General features: G+C 62.4%; 10 protein-coding genes. 5 read left to right on the plus strand and 5 right to left on the minus strand.

What is annotated here, in order from left to right; translation table 11 throughout:
* On the minus strand, window positions 1-1,359 hold the full coding sequence (locus AC3A5O_RS09670) for a TolC family outer membrane protein (protein WP_122569049.1): 1,359 nt from the start codon (window positions 1,357-1,359) through the stop codon (window positions 1-3).
* Between the two features lie 455 nt (window positions 1,360-1,814).
* Here AC3A5O_RS09670 and AC3A5O_RS09675 point away from each other — a divergent pair, with 455 nt between their 5' ends.
* Window positions 1,815-9,647 carry a retention module-containing protein gene (locus AC3A5O_RS09675; RefSeq protein WP_487753151.1) on the plus strand — a complete coding sequence of 2,611 codons (7,833 nt, stop codon included), beginning with the start codon at window positions 1,815-1,817 and terminating at the stop codon, window positions 9,645-9,647.
* A gap of 161 nt (window positions 9,648-9,808) precedes the next feature.
* Here AC3A5O_RS09675 and AC3A5O_RS09680 read toward each other — a convergent pair whose 3' ends face one another.
* Both AC3A5O_RS09680 and AC3A5O_RS09685 read right to left on the minus strand, forming a co-directional pair.
* Window positions 9,809-10,204, minus strand: coding sequence for a YbaN family protein (locus tag AC3A5O_RS09680; protein ID WP_122569046.1), 396 nt, complete (start codon window positions 10,202-10,204; stop codon window positions 9,809-9,811).
* 8 nt (window positions 10,205-10,212) lie between these two features.
* Window positions 10,213-10,800, minus strand: a complete 588-nt coding sequence (locus tag AC3A5O_RS09685) for a UPF0149 family protein (RefSeq protein WP_060738682.1) — start codon at window positions 10,798-10,800, stop codon at window positions 10,213-10,215.
* A gap of 419 nt (window positions 10,801-11,219) precedes the next feature.
* On the opposite strand from AC3A5O_RS09685, the gene recQ reads away from it, so the two are divergent.
* The 3 genes from recQ (at window position 11,220) to AC3A5O_RS09700 (ending at window position 15,988) form a co-directional block, all read left to right on the plus strand.
* Window positions 11,220-13,346, plus strand: coding sequence for a DNA helicase RecQ (gene recQ, locus AC3A5O_RS09690; protein ID WP_122569045.1), 2,127 nt, complete (start codon window positions 11,220-11,222; stop codon window positions 13,344-13,346).
* 117 nt (window positions 13,347-13,463) lie between these two features.
* Window positions 13,464-13,898 carry a MarR family transcriptional regulator gene (locus AC3A5O_RS09695; RefSeq protein WP_003199001.1) on the plus strand — a complete coding sequence of 145 codons (435 nt, stop codon included), beginning with the start codon at window positions 13,464-13,466 and terminating at the stop codon, window positions 13,896-13,898.
* Between the two features lie 119 nt (window positions 13,899-14,017).
* Window positions 14,018-15,988: a FimV/HubP family polar landmark protein gene (locus AC3A5O_RS09700; protein WP_487753152.1), complete on the plus strand. Its 1,971-nt coding sequence runs from the start codon at window positions 14,018-14,020 to the stop codon at window positions 15,986-15,988.
* A 167-nt stretch (window positions 15,989-16,155) separates the two neighbouring features.
* On the opposite strand, the gene AC3A5O_RS09705 is transcribed toward AC3A5O_RS09700, so the two are convergent.
* Complete coding sequence (locus tag AC3A5O_RS09705; protein WP_122569043.1) at window positions 16,156-18,345, minus strand: patatin-like phospholipase family protein; 2,190 nt, start codon at window positions 18,343-18,345, stop codon at window positions 16,156-16,158.
* A gap of 71 nt (window positions 18,346-18,416) precedes the next feature.
* On the opposite strand from AC3A5O_RS09705, the gene AC3A5O_RS09710 reads away from it, so the two are divergent.
* The gene (locus tag AC3A5O_RS09710; RefSeq protein ID WP_060738678.1) at window positions 18,417-18,704 is read left to right on the plus strand and encodes an Rdx family protein; all 288 of its coding nucleotides are present in this window, start codon (window positions 18,417-18,419) and stop codon (window positions 18,702-18,704) included.
* Here AC3A5O_RS09710 and AC3A5O_RS09715 read toward each other — a convergent pair.
* On the minus strand, window positions 18,698-19,588 hold the full coding sequence (locus tag AC3A5O_RS09715; RefSeq protein WP_122569042.1) for a DMT family transporter: 891 nt from the start codon (window positions 19,586-19,588) through the stop codon (window positions 18,698-18,700). The genes AC3A5O_RS09710 and AC3A5O_RS09715 overlap by 7 nt on opposite strands.
* Window positions 19,589-19,863 lie beyond the last annotated feature (275 nt).

Raw genomic sequence — 19,863 nt, forward strand, 5'->3', positions numbered from 1 at the left:
CTACTTCAGTTCCGGCAGCCGTGCCTGGTTCTTGACTTCGGTTTGCGCGACCGTATCGGCAGGCAGCACGATCCGTTGTTTGTGCAACAGCAGGCCCATGTTCGCCAGCACCCGGTACATCGAGTACTCCTCGGTGTAACGCACTTCGGTGTAGCGACGGTTGGCGTTGTACAGCTCGTTTTCGCTGTCGAGCACGTCGAGCAAGGTCCGTTGGCCGAGACCGAACTGATCCTGGTACGCGGCACGCACGCGGGAAGTGGTTTCGGCGTATTCGCGGGCGGTGGGGGTCTGTTTGCGGGCGTTGAGCATCGCGTTCCAGGCCAGGCGCGTGTCTTCGTTGAGCTGGCGCAGGGCATTGTTGCGGATGTCCATGGCCTGGTTGATCTGGTGGGCGTTGGATGCCAGCCGTGCCTTGTCGCTGCCACCGCGGAACAGGTTGTAGTTCATCACCACGCCGACCCGCCAGTTGTTGTCGTGGCCTTCTTCGCCGCCGAGGTTGTTGTTGGCGCCCACCGCCGCTTCGGCATCGAAGCGCGGGTAGAACGGCGACTTCGCCACTTCATATTGGCTCTCGGCGGACTGTATGTCGGCCTGGGCCGATTTCAGGTAGGGGTTGTTATCCACCATGCTTTGCTGGGCTTCGCGCAGGTCGGCGGGGATTTCGCCTTTGGTCGAGGGCGGCGTTTCCAGCTCATCGGGCATGCGCCCGACCACGCTGTAGAAGTTCGCCTCGGCGTCGGCCAGGTCCACCTGGGCGGTGTCGTAGTTGTTTTCCGCCAAGGCGCGACGGGCATTGGACTGGTCGGAGTCGGCCGTACTGCCCACCCCGCGCTCGGTGCGCAAGCCGATCTGGTCGTTGACCCGCAGGTGCGCCTGCAGGTTGTTCTTGGCCAGGGTCACCAGCTCGCGACGCTTGAGCACTTCCAGGTAGACCTCGATGGTGCGCAGTGCCAGATCCTGGGCAGTGCCCTGGGCGTAATAGGCCCGGGAGTTGACCACGCCTTGGGTGCGCTGCACTTCATTGGCGGTGTTGAAGCCGTCGAAGATCATCTGCCGCAAGCGCAGCTCCGATTGGGTGTAGGTCAGGATATTGGTGTGGTGGTTGCCTAGCGCCCGGGTGTTGGTGTTGTCGCTGTAGCCACGGCCATAACCGGCATTGAGATCCACCGACGGGAAAAAGCCCCCTCTGGCGACCTTGACGTCTTCATTGGCCGACAGACGGCTGTCCACCCGTTGCGCCAGTTCCGGGTGAGTCGCGATGGTGCTCTGGATCGCTTCGGTCAATGACATGGCCTGCGCCTGAGAAGAGCAGGCCATGGCCAGCAAAACCGCGCTGCAGAGGGGGGTTAGAACGCGCATGGGGTGCATCTCCTGAGGTCTGTAGTGCTTCGCTTGTCGCCAAAATATTGACGTGTTTAAGATCAAAACCGTTTCAACCTTGTAACAACACAGCTAAGAACATCCTGAGCAAAACCTAAGAAGAATTTCTCATAAGACTTATTCCGAAAAAAACTTATGTACTTAAAAAAAACCGGCACATTGTTCAAAGCGAAAGCCTTTGAATCTGCGGGTTCTGACGGATTTTAGGCGTCAATAAAAGTTCCATTCAGATTTTTAAGCGACGTGAAGAAGTGCCGAAAGGGCGATGTGAGAAGCGGGTTTTTGTGACGGTTTTTTGTCGTTTAGGCGAAATGCCAGCACCTTCTGCTATCCCGAAAGCTGGCAGATTTTCCAGCTTTTTTGGTCGCCAAACCTAAGGACGAATTCTTCACCCAGACAGGTGCCGATTGCGGTCGGCAACGGAGGAAATGCACATGGCAGCGCTCATCGGTATCGTCAGCAAAGTAGTCGGGCAAGTTTTCGCAGAAGCGGCCGGTGGCCTGCGGCGGCCTTTGGTCGAAGGCGATCGGCTCTATGCCGGCGAACACTTGGTCACCGGTGCCGAAGGGGCCGTGGCGGTTCATCTGCAGAACGGCCAGTCATTGACCCTGGGCCGCGGAAGCGACCTGACTCTGACCCCGCAGCTGCTGGCCAACCATGCGCCTCATGTCGATACGCCCGACACGACGACGCCGAGTGACGCGCAACTGACCGATGTGCAAAAGCTGCAGCAAGCCATCGCCGCCGGAGCCGACCCGACCCAGACCGGTGAAGCCACCGCTGCTGGCCCCGAAGGTGGTAACCCGGGGGGCGTGGGTGGTGGGCACAGTTTTGTGCTGCTGGAAGAAGTTGGCGGGGAGGTCGATCCGCTGATCGGTTTCCCGACGGCCGGGTTCAACGGGATTCCCGAGTTTCCGCAGCTACGCTTGGCCGGTGACCCGGATAACACTGGCGACGATGCAACCGTGCCGCCAGTGACCCCTGAGACGCCGGACAACCCCGTGACCCTCGACGGGGTCAACGTCGAGGGCGGCGAGCTGACCACCAACGAGGCCAATCTGGCCGATGGTTCGGCCAGCAATCCGGGGGCGCTGGTGCAAAATGGCACCTTCACGGTGTCCGCGCCTGACGGGCTGAGCAGCCTGAGCATCGGCGGCATCAACGTGATCAGTGGCGGTGTGCCCGCCGGCTTTCCTCAAACCATCACCTCGGCGCTGGGCAACACGTTGACCATCACCGGTTATGACCCGGCTACGGGAGTGGTCAGCTACACCTACACCCTGACGGACAATGAAACCCATCCTGCCGGTGGCGGTGCCAATAACATTACCGAGCAGTTCCCAGTGGTGGCCGTCGACACCGACGGTGATACGGCCACCGGCACCCTGGACGTCAACATCACCGATGACGTGCCCCAGGCGATTGACGACAGCCACGCCAGCACGGCGTCGGAAACCCTGGTCACTCTTACCGGCAACGTATTGCCCAACGACCACCAGGGCGCCGACCGGATCCCCACCGGCCCCGACAGCGGGCCGATCATTGGCGGGACGTTCACCGGCACCTACGGCACGCTGGTGCTCAACCCCAACGGCACGTACACCTACACCCTGAACACCAGCGACCCGCAATTCGTCGCGTTGCATGGCGGGGGCAGCGGCACCGAAACCTTCACCTACACCCTGACCGACGCCGACGGCGACACCAGCACCGCGAACCTGGTATTGCAGGTGCACAACAATGACGATCCGGTGGTGTTGGTGGGCTTGGATGCTGAAGGTGGCGAGCTGTCGTTGCAGGAGAAAAACCTCAGTGATGGCAGCAGCCCGGACGCGTCGGCCCTGACCCAAAGCGGCACCTTTACCGTGACCGCGTTGGACGGTGTGCAGACCCTGAGCGTGGGGGGGATCAATGTGGTTGTAGGTGGTGTGGCAGCGGGTTTCCCTCAGTCCATCACCACCGCACTGGGCAACACCCTGACCATCACTGGCTACGACGCCGCTACCGGTGTAGTGAGTTACAGCTACACCTTGCTGGACAACGAAGCTCATCCAAATGCCAATGGCGCCAACAGCGTTAGCGAGCAATTCGCCGTAGTTGCCACTGACGACAACGGCACCACCGCCAACGGCAATTTGGACGTGAACATCGTCGACGACCTGCCCAAGGCCGTAGATGACAGCAACGCCAGCACGGCTTCGGAAACCCACCTGACCCTGACCGGCAGTGTGCTGACGAATGACACCCAAGGCGCGGACCCTGTAGCGTCCGGCCCAATCACCCCCGGCACCTTCACTGGCACTTACGGCACCCTGGTGCTCAACGCCGACGGTTCCTACACCTACACCCTCAACACCGCTGATGCCGACTTCAAAGGTTTGCATGGCGGCGGCAACGGCAGCGAAACCTTCACCTACACCCTGACCGACGCTGATGGCGACACCAGCACCGCGAACCTGGTGCTGCAAGTGCACAACAACGACGACCCAGTGATTATCACTGGCCTCGACACCGAGGGTGGTGAGCTGTCGTTGCAGGAGAAAAATCTCAGCGATGGCAGCAGCCCGGATGCATCGGCCCTGACTCAAAGCGGGACGTTCACGGTGACCGCGCTGGATGGTGTGCAGACCCTGAGTGTGGGTGGCATCAATGTGGTGACGGGCGGCGTAGCAGCCGGTTTCCCACAATCGATCACCACTGCTCTGGGCAACACGCTGACCATCACCGGCTACAACGCCGCTACCGGTGTAGTGAGTTACAGCTACACCTTGCTGGACAACGAAGCTCATCCAAATGCCAATGGCGCCAACAGCGTTAGCGAGCAATTCGCCGTAGTTGCCACTGACGACAACGGCACCACCGCCAACGGCAATTTGGACGTGAACATCGTCGACGACCTGCCCAAGGCCGTAGATGACAGCAACGCCAGCACGGCTTCGGAAACCCACCTGACCCTGACCGGCAGTGTGCTGACGAATGACACCCAAGGCGCGGACCCTGTAGCGTCCGGCCCAATCACCCCCGGCACCTTCACTGGCACTTACGGCACCCTGGTGCTCAACGCCGACGGTTCCTACACCTACACCCTCAACACTGCCGATGCCGACTTCAAAGGTTTACATGGCGGCGGCAATGGCAGCGAAACCTTCACCTACACCCTGACCGACGCCGACGGCGACACCAGCACCGCGAACCTGGTGCTGCAAGTGCACAACAACGACGATCCGGTGATCATCACCGGCCTCGACACCGAGGGCGGTGAGCTGTTGTTGCAGGAGAAAAACCTCAGCGACGGCAGCAGTCCGGACGCATCGGCTCTGACTCAAAGCGGCACGTTCACGGTGACGGCGCTGGACGGTGTGCAGACGTTGAGCGTGGGCGGCATCAATGTGGTTATAGGTGGTGTGGCAGCGGGTTTCCCTCAGTCCATCACCACTGCGTTGGGCAACACCCTGACCATCACCGGCTTCAACGCCAGCACGGGCGTGGTCAGCTACAGCTACACCTTGCTGGACAACGAAGCCCATCCAAACGCCAACGGCGCCAACAGTGTTAGCGAGCAATTTGCCGTAGTTGTCACCGATGACAACGGCACCACCGCCAACGGCAATCTGGACGTGAACATCGTCGATGACTTGCCTACCGCTCATGCTGACTCCGCCTCGGTGGATGAAGGCGGGACGGTCAGTGGCAACGTCCTGAACAACGATGAAGGCGGTGCCGACGGGCCGGCTGCGAGCGGTGCGGTGATCGGCGTGCGTGCTGGCAACGACACCTCGACCCCGGCGATTGGCGGCCTGAATACCCAGATCAACGGCACCTACGGCTACCTGACCCTGGACGCCAACGGCAACGCCGTCTACCACAGCAACCCGAACACCGTCAGTGCCCCAGGTGCAACCGATGTTTTCACCTACACCGTGCGCGACGCCGATGGCGATGAAAGCACCACCACCATCACCATCGATGTTCATGACGTCTGCCTAGTCGCCACGCCCGACCAAGAAATCAGCGTCTACGAAAAAGCCCTCGACCTGAACCAGGACGGCCAGGACCTGGCTCCCGGCACCGTCACCGGCAGCGCTCCGAGCGCCACCAGCGAGACCGCCAGCGGCAGCCTCGTCGGTTCGATCAGCGGTGCCGTGGGCGCAGTAACCTTCGCGCTGGTGGGCAACGCTACGGGTGCTTACGGTCAACTGTCGCTTCAGCCGGACGGTTCGTATACCTACACCCTGACCTCGCCAGCCACCACTACGCCTCACGCCAACGATGGCCCGAATGTCCTGAGCGAAAGCTTCACCTATCAGGCCACGGATTCCTTGGGCAACACCGTCACCAGCACCATTGTCATCGACATCGTCGACGACGTGCCCAACGCCCATGCCGATTTTGCCTCGGTACTGGAGGGTGGCACGGTCAGCGGCAATGTGCTGGACAACGACGTGCTTGGCGCGGACGGTGGCATGGTGATTGGCGTGCGCGCCGGTAATGACACCTCGAACCCTGCTGTCGGTGGCCTCAACAGCCAGATCAACGGCACTTACGGCTACTTGACCCTGGACGCCAACGGCAACGCCGTCTACCACAGTAATCCGAACACCGTCAGCGCCCCGGGCGCGACCGATGTCTTCACCTACACCGTGCGTGACGCCGACGGCGACGAAAGCACCACCACCATCACCATCGATGTCCATGAAAGCTGCCTCGTTGCCACATCGGACCAGGAAATCAGCGTCTACGAAAAAGCCCTCGACCTGAACCAGGACGGCCAGGACCTGGCCCCCGGCACCGTCACCGGCAGCGCTCCGAGCGCCACCAGCGAGACCGCCAGCGGCAGCCTCGTCGGTTCGATCAGCGGTGCCGTGGGCGCAGTAACCTTCGCGCTGGTGGGCAACGCTACCGGTGCTTACGGTCAACTGGCGCTTCAGCCTGACGGTTCGTATACCTACACCCTGACCTCGCCAGCCACCACTACGCCTCACGCCAACGATGGCCCGAATGTCCTGAGCGAAAGCTTCACCTACCAGGCCACGGACTCCTTGGGCAACACGGTCACCAGTACTATCGTTATCGACATCGTCGACGATGTGCCCAAGGCCCACTGCGATTTCGCCTCGGTGGTAGAGGGCGGGACAGTCAATGGCAACGTGCTGGACAACGATGTACTCGGTGCCGACGGCGGTGCAGTCATCGGTGTGCGTGCCGGTAACGACACCTCGACCCCGGCCATCGGCGGCCTGAACAGCCAGATCAACGGCACCTACGGCTACCTGACCCTGGATGCCAACGGCAACGCGGTCTACCACAGCAACCCCGACGCTGTTGGCGCCCCCGGCGCGACCGATGTCTTCACCTACACCGTGCGTGATGCCGATGGTGATGAGAGCACCACGACCGTCACCATTGACGTGCACAACAGCTGCCTCGTCGCGGAAACCGACCACGACATTACCGTCTACGAAAAAGCCCTCGACCTGAACCAGGACGGCCAGGACCTGGCCCCCGGCACCGTCACCGGCAGTGACCCGAGCGCCACCGGTGAAACCGCCAGCGGTAGCTTGGTCGGGTCGGTCAGCGGGGCCACGGGCGCCGTCACCTTCACCCTGGTGGGCAACGCCACGGGTGCCTACGGCCAGTTGTTGCTCCATCCTGATGGTTCGTACACCTACACCCTGACCTCGCCAGCTACGACGACGCCCCACGCCAATGATGGCCCGAATGCTCTGAGCGAAAGCTTCACCTACCAGGCCACGGACTCCCTGGGCAACAGCACCACCGGCAGCCTCGTGGTGAGCATTGTCGATGACGTGCCAAAGGCCGTTGCGTCCGAGCGTTCGGTCACGGCGGTGGAGGTCGATTCGAACCTGCTGATCGTGCTCGACGTCTCCGGCAGCATGAAAGACGCCTCCGGCGTGCCGGGGCTCTCGCGGATGGAACTGGCCAAACAGGCGATCAGCGCCTTGCTCGACAAATACGACGACATGGGCGATGTGAAAGTCCAGCTCGTGACCTTCAGCGGCAGCGCCACCGACCAGAGCACCATGTGGGTGGATGTGGCAACTGCCAAGACGCTGATCTCCGCGCTGAACGCGCACGGCGACACCAACTATGATGCTGCCGTAGCGATGGCCAAGACTGCGTTCGCAAATTCCGGCCAACTGACCGGCGCACAGAACGTCGGCTATTTCTTCTCCGACGGCAAGCCGACCTTGGGCGAAATCGGCACGGCAGACGAAACCGCTTGGAAAGCCTTCCTCGACGCCAACGGCATAAAGAACTACGCCATTGGCCTGGGCAGCGGCGTCAGCAATGCTCACCTCGACCCGCTGGCCTACGACGGCAGCGCCCACACCAACACCAACGCGGTAGTGGTCACCGACCTGAACCAGCTCAACTCGGTGCTCTCCGGCACCGTGCAAGGCGCGCCGGTTACCGGCAACCTGTTGGATGAGGGGGGCTCGTTCGGCGCCGATGGCGGGTTTATCAAAAGCCTGGTGGTCGATGGCACCACGTACAGCTACGACCCGACGGCCAACGGTGGTCACGGAGCACTGACCGCCAGCGGCGGGCTCAACCATGGCTCCTTCAATACCGCCACCAATACATTGAGCATCGCCACCGACCACCACGGTACTTTGGTGGTCAACCTGGATACCGGTGCGTTCAGCTACACCTCCCAGACGGCCACCAGCACTTTGATCACCGAGCACATCGGCTACACCGTCAGCGACCATGACGGTGACCTGGCGAGCTCTAACCTGGTGATCAACGTCGTGCCCAACAGCCCGCCGATCGCTGTTGACGACAACATCATCACCAATGTGCTGTCGGGCAACATCGTGATCCCGGGCGAATTGCTGCTGGGTAACGACAGCGACGCCAACGGCGATCCACTCACCGCATCACCCACCAGTTTCAATACCGGATGGGTCGCCAAAGGCGCGGACTTCACCGGCAGCACCGGCACGGCCAGCTTCACCGGCAACAACGTGCAGTCGATCAACCTCAGCCGCAGTGCCTTCGTCGCCAATACCGCGAGCATGACGGCGATGCTGGTGGTCAGCGGTGCACTGGGGATGGTCTCCAACAACAACGCCAACGATGAAGACCGCCTCAACATCAGCCTCAAACAGGGCGAAACCCTCACCCTGGACCACAACCTGTCGGCCGGTCGCATTGCGATGGAGTATTCACTCAATGGCGGGCCCTTCATCGCGATCAACGACGGGGCTTCGTTCACCGCGGCAGCGGATGGCAATTACCAGATCCACGTCACCAACATTGCCAATCCCGGCGGCGGTAATGCCAACGCTGCGGAAAACTATCAACTGACCCTGACGGTCGACTATGCCGGGGCGCAGGACAAAACAGCGGATTACCACGGCAGCTACACCGCCAGCGACAACCACGGCGGCAGTGACAGCGCATCGGTAGGCATCAGTTATCAGGCGGGCCATACCCTGACGGGCACCAGTGGCGACGATGTGCTGTTGGCCGGCAACGGCGACGACACCCTCAACGCCGGCGACGGCAACGACATCCTCAGTGCCGGTTCGGGCAATAACACCTTGCATGGCGGGGCAGGGGATGACGTGCTCTACAGCGGCACGGGCAATGACCTGCTCGATGGCGGCAGCGGTAACGACACCGCCAGCTACGCCCATGCCACATCAGCGGTCACGGTGAACCTGGGACTGTTGGCGGCGCAGAACACCCTGGGCGCCGGCACCGACACCCTGGCCGGCATCGAAAACCTCGTCGGCTCGAACTTCAATGACACCCTCACGGGCGATGGCGCCAGCAACCGCATCAACGGCGGACTTGGCAACGACGTGCTCAATGGCGCTGGTGGCGACGACGTGCTGATCGGCGGCTTGGGCAACAACACCCTCACCGGCGGCAGCGGCGCCGACACCTTTCAATGGCAGGCGGGCAACAGCGGCCACGACGTGATCACCGACTTCGCGCTCGGCGTCGACAAACTCGACCTGTCCCAACTGTTGCAAGGAGAGAACGGCAGCGCGGCGTCACTGGATGACTACCTGCATTTCAGCGTGAGCGGCAGCGGTGGGTCGGTCGTCACCAGCATCGACGTCAGCTCCATTGCCGGTGCCACGCCGAACCAGACCATCGACCTGGCCGGCGTCAACCTGGCCAGCCACTACGGCGTCACGCCGGGCGCGGGGGGAATCATCGGTGGAGCGGACACGGCGACCATCATCAACGGCATGTTGAATGATCATTCGTTGAAGGTGGACACGGTGTGAGGGCTGCTGTGGCGAGGGGATTTATCCCCGTTCGGCTGCGCAGCAGTCGCAAACCGGTCGGTAGGGGTCATCTGTTGCTGCGCGGCGTCTGGTTTTGGGGTTGCTTCGCAACCCAGCGGGGATAAATCCCCTCGCCACAGGGGAATGCGCCGCACTCATACTCAAGGTTTTCGCAGTGTCTTCTGCCTGAGGATATACACCGTCACCAGCACCGCACTGGTGAGCATGAACCCCCGCGCCCATGGCAGCGGCACCAGGTAGCAGGACAGCAGGATGCTCGCCCACATCAGCCCGATGGCATAGACCTTGCCCTTGAGCGGGATGCCGTTGCCGCTGAGGTAGTCGCTGATCCACGGGCCCAGGCGGGGATGTTCCACCAGCCACTGGTAGAAGCGCGGCGAACTGCGGGCGAAGCAGGCCGCGGCCAGCAGCAGGAAGGGGGTGGTAGGCAGGACGGGAATGAAAATGCCGATGACCCCCAGCACCACGCTCAGCCAGCCGATGGCCAGTAGAGCGTAACGCAGGATCAGCGGGCGGTTGCCGACTGGCGAGGGCACCCGGTCACTCAGTGGTGGCGCGGCTTGAGGATCGCCGGTTTCTCGTCCGGGGCGTTGCACAGCAGGTACAGGGCGGTGAGGGCTTCGGGGATCTGGACGATCATGTCGTCCATCAGGTTCGCGTCGGCGGCGATGTCGGAAAACTCCGGTTGCTCGTCGAACAGGCCGGAACCGACCATGATCGGCAGCAGCATTTCGCTGACTTCCTCTTCGGCGGTTTCGAACCAGGCGGCTTCGCGCAGGAACACGCCTTCCATGAAGCCGATGCACCAGCCACGCAGTTCCGAATCGTCCGGGTCATCGCCCAGGTCCAGTTCGCACGGCAGCTCGAATTCTTCGTCGGACGCCAGTTGACGGGCGATGTGGGCCTTGAGGCCGACCAGGGTGGCTTCGATTTCGGCGCGCTGGGCTTCGTCGCTGTAATGCGGCTCTTCGGCGAACAGGGCATCGATCCACTCACGGTCCGGCACCGTTTCGGCGCAGATCGACAGGGCGGTCAGATAGCCGTGAGCGGCCACGTAGTCCAGCGCTTCCTCGTGCAGCTCATCGGCGTCGAGGAAGACTTGCAGGCGGGTCAGTTGCTCAGCGAAGGACATTACGGGCTACCTTGGGGAATAAACAATGCGGGAATTCTAGGCCTTCTTGAGCGCCCAGGCCAGCCGCGTGGTGTATTTGCCTCTCGACGGTCCGAGGGTCGACACAAATGGGGGGGGCACCGCAGATCAAATGTGGGAGCGAGCTTGCTCGCGATGAGGGTATGGCATTCAACACTGCCGAAGCTGATCCACCGCTATCGCGAGCAAGCTCGCTCCCACAGGGACTGGGGCAACCGGAAGATCGCCAGCACCTCTTGTCAGCAGCGCCCTTTGCGGCGAAGGCCTCGGGTATACTGCCGCGTTTTGTGATGCCCTGCGGCGTCCCGCCGGTTCGAAACGCGCACTTACGATTTGCCGGTGCAGCGTGTGCGATTCTGAACCAGCCTTGCAGGGATGTTTCGGTGATTTTTGGAGTTTCTATGCTCGAACAGGCTCAACGCGTCCTCAAGGACATCTTCGGCTACGACAGTTTCCGTGGCCGCCAGGGTGCCATTATTGAGCGTGTGGCCAGCGGTGGCGATGCCTTGGTGCTCATGCCCACCGGCGGCGGCAAATCCTTGTGCTTCCAGGTGCCGGCGCTGCTGCGCAACGGCCTGGCGGTGGTGGTTTCGCCGCTGATCGCGCTGATGGACGACCAGGTCGCGACCCTCGAGGAACTGGGGGTCGCCGCCGCTTCGCTGAACTCCACCCTCAGCGCCGAGCAACAACGGGACCTGGCGACGCGGATCAAGCGCGGTGAAGTCAAGATGTTGTACCTGGCCCCGGAACGCCTGGTACAGCCGCGCATGCTGGCGTTCCTGCAGAGCCTGGAAATCGCCCTGTTCGCCATTGACGAAGCCCACTGCGTATCGCAATGGGGCCATGATTTTCGGCGTGAATACCTGCAGCTGGGGCAATTGGCGGAACTGTTCCCCGACGTGCCGCGCATCGCCCTGACCGCTACCGCCGACAAGCGTACCCGCGAGGAAATCGTCGAGCGCCTGCACTTGCAGGATGCCGAGCGGTTCCTGTCGAGCTTCGACCGTCCCAATATTTTCTACCGCATCGTGCCCAAGGAGCAGCCGCGCAAGCAATTGCTGGCGTTCCTCGCCGAGCGCCGCAGCGATGCCGGCATTGTCTATTGCCTGTCGCGCAAAAAGGTCGATGAAGTGGCGGCGTTCCTGTGTGAGCAAGGGTTCCCGGCGTTGCCGTATCACGCCGGCCTGCCCAACGACCTGCGGGCCTATCACCAGAAGCGCTTCCTCAACGAGGAAGGCCTGATCATGGTGGCCACCATTGCGTTCGGCATGGGCATCGACAAGCCCAACGTGCGTTTTGTCGCGCACCTGGACCTGCCCAAGTCCCTCGAGGCGTACTACCAGGAAACCGGGCGTGCCGGCCGTGATGGCTTGCCGGCCGATGCCTGGATGGCCTACGGCCTGCAAGACGTGGTGATGCTCAAGCAGATGCTGCAGAACTCCGAAGGCGATGAGCGCCACAAGCGCCTGGAGCAGCACAAGCTCGACGCCATGCTCTCGCTGTGCGAAGAAACTCGCTGCCGTCGCCAGACCTTGCTGGCCTATTTTGACGAAGACATGCCCCAGCCTTGCGGGCATTGCGACAACTGCGTCGATGGCGTGGAGACCTGGGACGCCACCGAACCGGCCCGCCAGGCCCTGTCGGCGATTTTCCGCACCGGCCAGCGCTATGGCGTCGGGCACCTGGTGGACGTATTGCTGGGCAAGGACAACGAGAAGGTCCGCAACTTCGGTCACCAGCACCTCTCGGTGTTTGGCGTGGGCAAGGCGCGCACCGAGAGTGAGTGGCGCTCATTGTTCCGGCAACTGGTGGCTCGCGGCCTGGCGGACATCGACCTGGAAGGCTACGGCGGCCTGCGCCTGAGTGCGACTTGCCGGCCGTTGCTCAAAGGCGAGGTCACCCTCGAACTGCGCCGCGACCTCAAGCCGGCAACGGCGGTCAAGAGCAGCAAGAGCCAGGCCAGCCAATTGGTACGCGGCGAAGAGCGCGACCAATGGGAAGCCTTGCGCGCCTTGCGTCGCAAGCTGGCCGAGGAACACGGCGTACCGCCGTACGTCATCTTCCCCGATTCGACGCTGCTGGAAATGCTCCGCAGCCAGCCCACCTCCCTGGCGGAAATGGCCCGGGTCAGCGGCGTGGGGGCGCGCAAGCTGGAGCGTTATGGCGAAGCCTTCCTCCAGGTCCTGGGGGGCGAAGCCGAAGCGCCGAAAGCGGTGGCCGATGTGCGCCACGAGCTCATCACACTGGCCCGGGCTGGCATGACACCGGTGCAGATCGCTGGGCAATTGCAGTGCTCGGAGAAAAACGTCTACACGATGCTGGCCGAGGCCATCGGCAAACAGCAGTTATCCCTGGATCAGGCGCTGGATCTGCCCGAGGAACTGATGGGCGAAGTACAGGACGCGTTCCTGGATGGCGAAGGCGAATTACCGCCAGTATCCGAAGTCGCCGCGCTGTTTGTCGGACGGGTGCCCGAAGGTGTGCTGTACTGCGTCAGGGCTGCGTTGCAGTCGGAATTTGAAGTCTGATCAGTGAGTTGCGCTCCTTTAACGATTCAGTACAAGGCGAGCCTTGCTTGAATCCAAAGCTCATGCTTAGCTGACTAATAATTAGTTTTTCTCTATTTCAGATCTGATGAGTTTTTTATGCCGTTAACCGATCAACACCGTTTTGGCATGCAGTTGGCGCAAATGTCCCGAGGCTGGCGGGCCGAACTGGACCGCCGCTTGGCCGGGCTGGGCCTGTCCCAGGCGCGCTGGCTGGTGCTGCTGCACCTGGCCCGTTTCGAACAGGCGCCGACCCAGCGTGAACTGGCCCAGAGTGTCGCCGTCGAAGGCCCGACTCTGGCCCGGTTGCTCGACAGCCTGGAAACCCAGGGGTTGGTGCAGCGCCAAGCCGTGGCCGAGGACCGTCGGGCCAAGAAAATCGTGCTCTGCGCGCCGGCCTTACCGTTGATCGAACAAATCGAAACCATTGCCACACAGTTGCGACGGGAGCTGTTCGAAGGGGTCGACGAGGCGGACATGCGCGTCTGCATGCGGGTTCACGGCACGATCCTGGCCAACCTGGAAAAATCCTGAGGCAGATCCCTGGCGTCAGACTTTTGAGATTCGTCGGTTAGCGAACTATAACCAGTAGTAAGCGCTCCTATTGGGAGCGTTTACGCCGAGGTTGGTTTTGGTAATCGAAAGGGATACCCATGCTTGAAAGTTTGCAGTCCACGTTGCGCAGTTGGATCAACGTGTCGATCGTCGTGGGTGCCTTGGGGTTTCCGGCCTTGGCGTCAGCGCTGGGGCTTGGCGAGATCACGCTCCATTCCGCCTTGAACCAGCCGTTGCGTGCCGATATCGCCCTGGTCGATGTGGCCGGGATCGGCGAAGGTGAACTGTCGGCCAGCCTGGCGAGTCCGGACGATTTCAATCGTGCGGGTGTGGAGCGGGTGTTCTTTCTCAATAATCTTCGCTTTACGCCGGTATTGCGCGGTGAGCGCAGCTTCATTCGGGTGACCTCCAGCAAACCGGTGGAGGAACCCTTCCTTAATTTCCTGGTGCAGCTCAATCAGCCCAACGGGCGCTTGCTGCGCGAATACACTGTGCTGATCGACCCACCGGGCTCACCGGGTATCGTGCCGGCCCGTGACGAACCGTCCACGGCCCCGCAGCCTGGGACGCCGAGCCAGGCCACACCGGCCATCAAGCCGCCCCCGGCGGTACAGGGCAAGCGCTATACGGTCGTGCAGGGAGACAGTCCCTGGGTGATTGCCCAGCGCCTGCATGACGCCGGGAGCAACGCGTCGGTCAATGAGTTGATGCAAGGGATCCAGGCCTTGAACCCCGGAAGCGACCGGCTCTCCATCGGCCAGCGTCTGTTATTGCCCGACTCGGCCGTGCTGCCGACATCGGTTGCAAGCACCGCCGGCCAGGCCTCCGCCGCGTCCGATGAGCAGTTGGCCGCCAGCGTGCTGCAGAACCAGCAACAACAGAAGACCATTGAGGAACTGCAGGCGCGGCTCCAGGCCCAGGATGAGGAAATCGCCGGCCAGCGCCAGCAGATCAGCGAATTGCAGACCCGGCTGGCCGAGACGGCTCCGGCCCCCGTTGCGTCGGCGCAACCGCAACCAGCGCAGCCTGCGTCGGAGCCGGCTCCAGATGTATCCCCCGTTACCGAACCGGCCGCTGAGCCTGAGGGCATCAATTGGACATGGGTGGCGGGGTTGGTGGCCTTGTTGGGATTGCTCGCCTTGTTATTGTTCATTCGACGTCGCCAACAGCAGGCCGAGTTGGAACCGATGACCGAGCGCCCCGAGCCGATGCTGGAGGCGGGCGACGACACCTTTGCATCAATCCCCGACCCGGAGCCATCCGAGGCCGCGACCTCGTTCAACAACGGTGATGCGCCCCTGGGTGATGTGCTGGAAGGCGTCGGGATCTACCTGACCTACGGCCGTTTCACCGAGGCCGCCGGGCTGTTGCGCGCGGCATTGCTGGCCGAACCGGAACGCACCGACCTGGGCCTCAAGTTGCTGGAAGTATTGGGCAAGCAGGGCGATGTCATCGGTTTCCAGGCCCAGGAACATCATCTGTTGGCACAAGGCGTCGATGCCGGGACGCTGGAGGATATCCGCGGGCGCTATCCCAAGGTGGCCCTGATCAGCGCACCGACAGTGGAACAGGCGCAACCCTTGGTACCGGCTCCTGCGCCTGAACCTGAACAGGCGCCCAGTGACGAGTTCGAGCTGGACCTGGAAGCACTGTCCATGGAAACCAGTTGGGACCTGGCGGATGACCAGGGCACGCCGGCTGAAGAAAATCTTGCTGCACCACTGGCTGTCGACAGTACCGAGGGCTTGTCGCTTTCAGGTTTCGACGAACCGGAGTTGCAGTGGGAGGCTCCCCTGGAAACCGAGTCGCTGGACGATGCCTTTCTCGATGGCTTTGCCGATGAGGAGCAGGCGCTGGAATTTGAGCCGCTGGCCCTTGAACCTGTCGCCCTGGACACCCTGTCCCTCGAACCCCAGGCCCCGGAGCATTCGGTCAAACTGGAGCAGGCACAGAACTGCATCGACGATGGCGACCTGAAGACCGCCGTCACCCTGCTTGAAGAGCTGCTCGAAGAGGGTGACGAACCCCTCAAGCAGACCGCCCGGGTGCTGCTGGCGGGGATTCGCTAAGTACCATCGAAGTTGTAGTGGCTGGCCTCATCGCGAGCAAGCTCGCTCCCACAGGGATTTGCGTAAGCATCGAGCTCGCGACCGCCAGGGAACCCTTGTGGGAGCGAGCTTGCTCGCGATAGCAATGGGTCAGGCCATCACTCCAGCCCAGGCAAACACCCAACCCCTCAAAACGTCTGCCCCAGGTTCAGGTACACCGCCTGTTCATCGTCGTCGTTAAAGCCATAGCTGAAGTTCAAGGGCCCTAGCGGTGTATCGAAACCTAGGAAAATACTGGCGGCGTTGATGTAACCACTGTCGAACTCGTTGTCGTTGTTCCAGGCCCGGCCGCGCTCCAAGGAGCCACCGATGTACAGCGGGAAGTCCAATGGCAGGTAGGCCCGCGGTGTGAGGCGTCGGTAATACACGGCACGCATCAGGCTCATGTTCTGCCCGGATACCCCATCTTCGCGAAAGCCCGACAGTTGCCGCGCGCCACCGAGCACAAAGCTGGAGGTCACCACCTCCGCAGTATCCAGGGTACGGCCATAGCGCCCGCCCAGGATGAAGGTGTCCGGGCCGCTGCTCAGGGCCTTGTCCAGTTTGAATTCCCACTGGCGGTAACGCTGGTCGGAGCCCAGCCCCGGTTCGTATTGGCGCCAGCTCAGGCCGATGTCTTCCCCTTCATGGGGAAAGTACACGCTGTCGAGGGAGTCGAACGAATACTTCAGTTCGTAGAACCCCTCGTTGAAATTCTCGCTGGGTTGGTCGTGGTCGCCGATGCGCACATCGGCCTTGCCCCAGGCCTGGCCGACACCGAAGCGGATTTCGCCGCTGTTGCCGATCTGGCGGCCCACATTGAGCCCGAAGCCATAGCGTTCGACGCGATACTGGGCCACTGGATCGTTGTCCAGGATCGACTCCACGTTGCGGGATTCGAATTGCCCATAGGGGGCTATGAAGTAGCGCGAGCCAACATCCAATGGCTGATAGAACTCGCTGTACAACTCCTGCTTGTCGCCGATCTGCGCCCGGGTCAGCCACTCGGCGCCCAGGCGATTGATGCCGTTGACCCGATAGCTGGCCCCCAGGTTGAAAGCGCTGTCGCCGCGCATGTCGTCCGACAGGCTCAGCCCCAACCGCAGGTAATCGGTGCCGGTGCGTCGGCCCCGGGCGCTGATCACCAAGGTGTGGTCCGGGCCCTTGTGGACCACGCGGTATTGCACCTGTTCGAAGTAGTCCAGGCCGTACAACGTGCCCATGTCGGTTTGCAGGCGCCCCAGGTCCAGCGGCTCGCCGATTTGTTGGCGAATGTAGTAGCGAATCACGTCATCGCCGACTTTCGAATCGTTCTCCACACGAATGGCGGTGATGACCGGCGTGCGTTCGCTGGGCGTGCGTGCGGCCATGAGTTCGGCGTCGGGCGCCTCGGACGGGCGCAGAGGGGCCAGGCGTGCCTCGAGTATCCGGGTGGCGCGGTAGCCGGCGTCGATCATGTCCCGGGCCCGGCCGAAGTCGGTGGAGCCGAAGCTCGCCAAGGCCGGCTGGATCAATACGTCGCTTTTTTTCAGGGTGGCCAGTTGTTCTTCAGAGTTGCGCCGGGTCATCAGGGTGGTCGACTGGTTCAGCACGTCGACCACCGTGACCAGTTGCTTGCGGGTGCGCAGCGGCGTGCCGATATCGACCACGATGGCCACGTCTACGCCCATGTCCCGGGCCACATCCAGCGGGATGTTGTCGGCCATGCCGCCGTCCACCAGCAACCGGCCGTCCAGCTCCACCGGGGCGAACACCGCCGGGATCGACATGCTGGCGCGAATGACCTTGGGCAGGTGGCCTTTGCGGAACACGACTTTTTCGCCGGTGGCGATGTCGGTGGCCACGGCGCGAAATGGGATCGGCAGTTTGTCGAAGTCCCGCGTGTCGCTGGCGTGGGCCAGCAGGCTTTCGAGCAGCAGGGCCAGGTTCTGGCCCTGGATGACCCCCAAGGGCAGGCCGAGGCTGCCGTCGTCACGAAAGCTCAGTTTCTGTTTCACCAGGAAATCGCGGTCATCCTGCTTGCGCCGGAACGGCACGTCCTTGCGTGGCGGCGCATCGGACAAGGCCTGTTGCCAGTCGATGCCCAGGGCGAGTTTTTCCAGTTCGTCGATCTTGTAGCCCGAGGCATACAGCCCGCCGATCACCGCGCCCATGCTGGTGCCGGCAATGGCGTCGATCTTGATGCCTTGCTCCTCCAGGGCCTTGAGCACGCCGATGTGGGCCAGTCCCCGCGCCGCGCCGCCGGACAGCACCAAGCCGATTTTCGGGCGTGGCGCTTCGACGGCCTGGACGAAAAAGGGCAACAGCAGCAGAAGCAGGAGGGGAAGCAGGCGGCGCATCGTCTATCTCGGGGCGGGCGATCAAAGGCAGGTATTATAACGACGCCTTCGAATCCAGGAGTTCACCCGCAATGACCGAACACAAGCCGGAAGTCGTCATCACGTATTGCACCCAGTGCCAATGGCTGCTGCGCGCCGCCTGGCTGGCCCAGGAACTGCTCAGCACCTTCGGCGACGACCTGGGCAAGGTGTCCCTGGTGCCGGGTACCGGCGGTGTGTTCCACATCAGTTGCGACGGTGCGCAAATCTGGGAGCGCAAGGCCGATGGCGGTTTTCCCGAGGCCAAGGTCCTCAAGCAGCGGGTCCGCGACCGGATCGACCCGGAGCGGGACCTGGGCCACAACGATCGGGTTCAATGAGACGCGGCCTGGGCTCCCACCCCCGGTTTCTTCGAGCTGCCCAGTTGGCTTGAGATCACGATGGCCGCGATGATCACCACGCCGCCCAGCAGCATGCGCAGTGTCGGGCGTTCGTCGAACAGCCACCAGGCCATGGCGATGCCGTAGACCGGTTCCATGGCGAAGATCACCGCCGCCGTGCGGGCCTTGACAACCGCCAGGCTGGCGACGAACAGGCTGTGGGCCAGGCCGGTGCAGAACACGCCGAGCAGGCCGATCCACAACCAGTCGATGGGGCGAACGTCGCTCAGTTGTGGCGCGGCCATCGGTAGTAGGCACAACCCGACCACCACGTTCTGGCACAGCGCGGCCTGCACCGGCGGCACATGCGCGGCGCCGGCACGGTTGGTCAATGACAACAGGGAAAACAGCAGCCCCGAAGCCATGGCCCACAGCAGGCCGGTGGTGGCACCGCTGGCCAGGTCGAAGTTCGGCGTGACCAACACCAGGCCGACGCTCACCAACACCACCAGCCAGATTTCATTGGCGCGAATCCGCTCGCGGAAGATCAGCCCCTCGAGCAATACCGTGAAGGCTGGGAAACTGGCGAACCCCAACGTGGCGATTGCCACGCCGGCCACCTTCACGGCGATGAAGAAGCTCACCCAGTGCGCGGCCAGCAACAGGCCCCCGAGCAGCAATCGCCGGCCATCCTGTGCCCGCAGTTTCTGCCAGCGGCTGCTGCTGGCGAACCGGGCGAACATCGCCAGGGCCAGCACGGCGAAGACGGCGCGACCGAACACGATGACCGCTGGCGAAGCCGCGGCGAGTTTGCCGAAGACACCGGTCAGGCCAAACATGAGTGCGCCAATGTGCAGGGCGCCGAGGGCGGTACGAGGTGTCATTTCAATCCTTTCAACCGATAAGCCATAGCGGGACGGTGAGCGTCTTCTGAGGGAGCGAGCTTGCTCGCGATAGCGGTGGTTCAGGCAATGCAGAAATTGACTGACAGATAGCAATCGCGAGCAAGCTCGCTCCCACACTGGATTTTCAGCAGGCACAAAATTCATGCGCACCCAGTTCCCCTGTGGGAGCGAGCTTGCTCGCGATGAGGCCAGCAAACCCAACATCCATGCAACTGAACCACCGCCTTCGCGAGCAGGTTCGCTCCCACAGGACT

The sequence above is a fragment of the Pseudomonas sp. Soil_N_39 genome, from assembly GCF_057655955.1.

What these genes read in the sequence shown, in the direction of transcription:
- AC3A5O_RS09670 (WP_122569049.1), bottom strand. Translation starts at nt 1,359, where the DNA reads ATGCGCGTTCTAACCCCCCTCTGCAGCGCGGTTTTGCTGGCCATGGCC.
- AC3A5O_RS09675 (WP_487753151.1), top strand. Translation starts at nt 1,815, where the DNA reads ATGGCAGCGCTCATCGGTATCGTCAGCAAAGTAGTCGGGCAAGTTTTC.
- AC3A5O_RS09685 (WP_060738682.1), bottom strand. Translation starts at nt 10,800, where the DNA reads ATGTCCTTCGCTGAGCAACTGACCCGCCTGCAAGTCTTCCTCGACGCC.
- recQ (WP_122569045.1), top strand. Translation starts at nt 11,220, where the DNA reads ATGCTCGAACAGGCTCAACGCGTCCTCAAGGACATCTTCGGCTACGAC.
- AC3A5O_RS09695 (WP_003199001.1), top strand. Translation starts at nt 13,464, where the DNA reads ATGCCGTTAACCGATCAACACCGTTTTGGCATGCAGTTGGCGCAAATG.
- AC3A5O_RS09700 (WP_487753152.1), top strand. Translation starts at nt 14,018, where the DNA reads ATGCTTGAAAGTTTGCAGTCCACGTTGCGCAGTTGGATCAACGTGTCG.
- AC3A5O_RS09705 (WP_122569043.1), bottom strand. Translation starts at nt 18,345, where the DNA reads ATGCGCCGCCTGCTTCCCCTCCTGCTTCTGCTGCTGTTGCCCTTTTTC.
- AC3A5O_RS09710 (WP_060738678.1), top strand. Translation starts at nt 18,417, where the DNA reads ATGACCGAACACAAGCCGGAAGTCGTCATCACGTATTGCACCCAGTGC.
- AC3A5O_RS09715 (WP_122569042.1), bottom strand. Translation starts at nt 19,588, where the DNA reads ATGACACCTCGTACCGCCCTCGGCGCCCTGCACATTGGCGCACTCATG.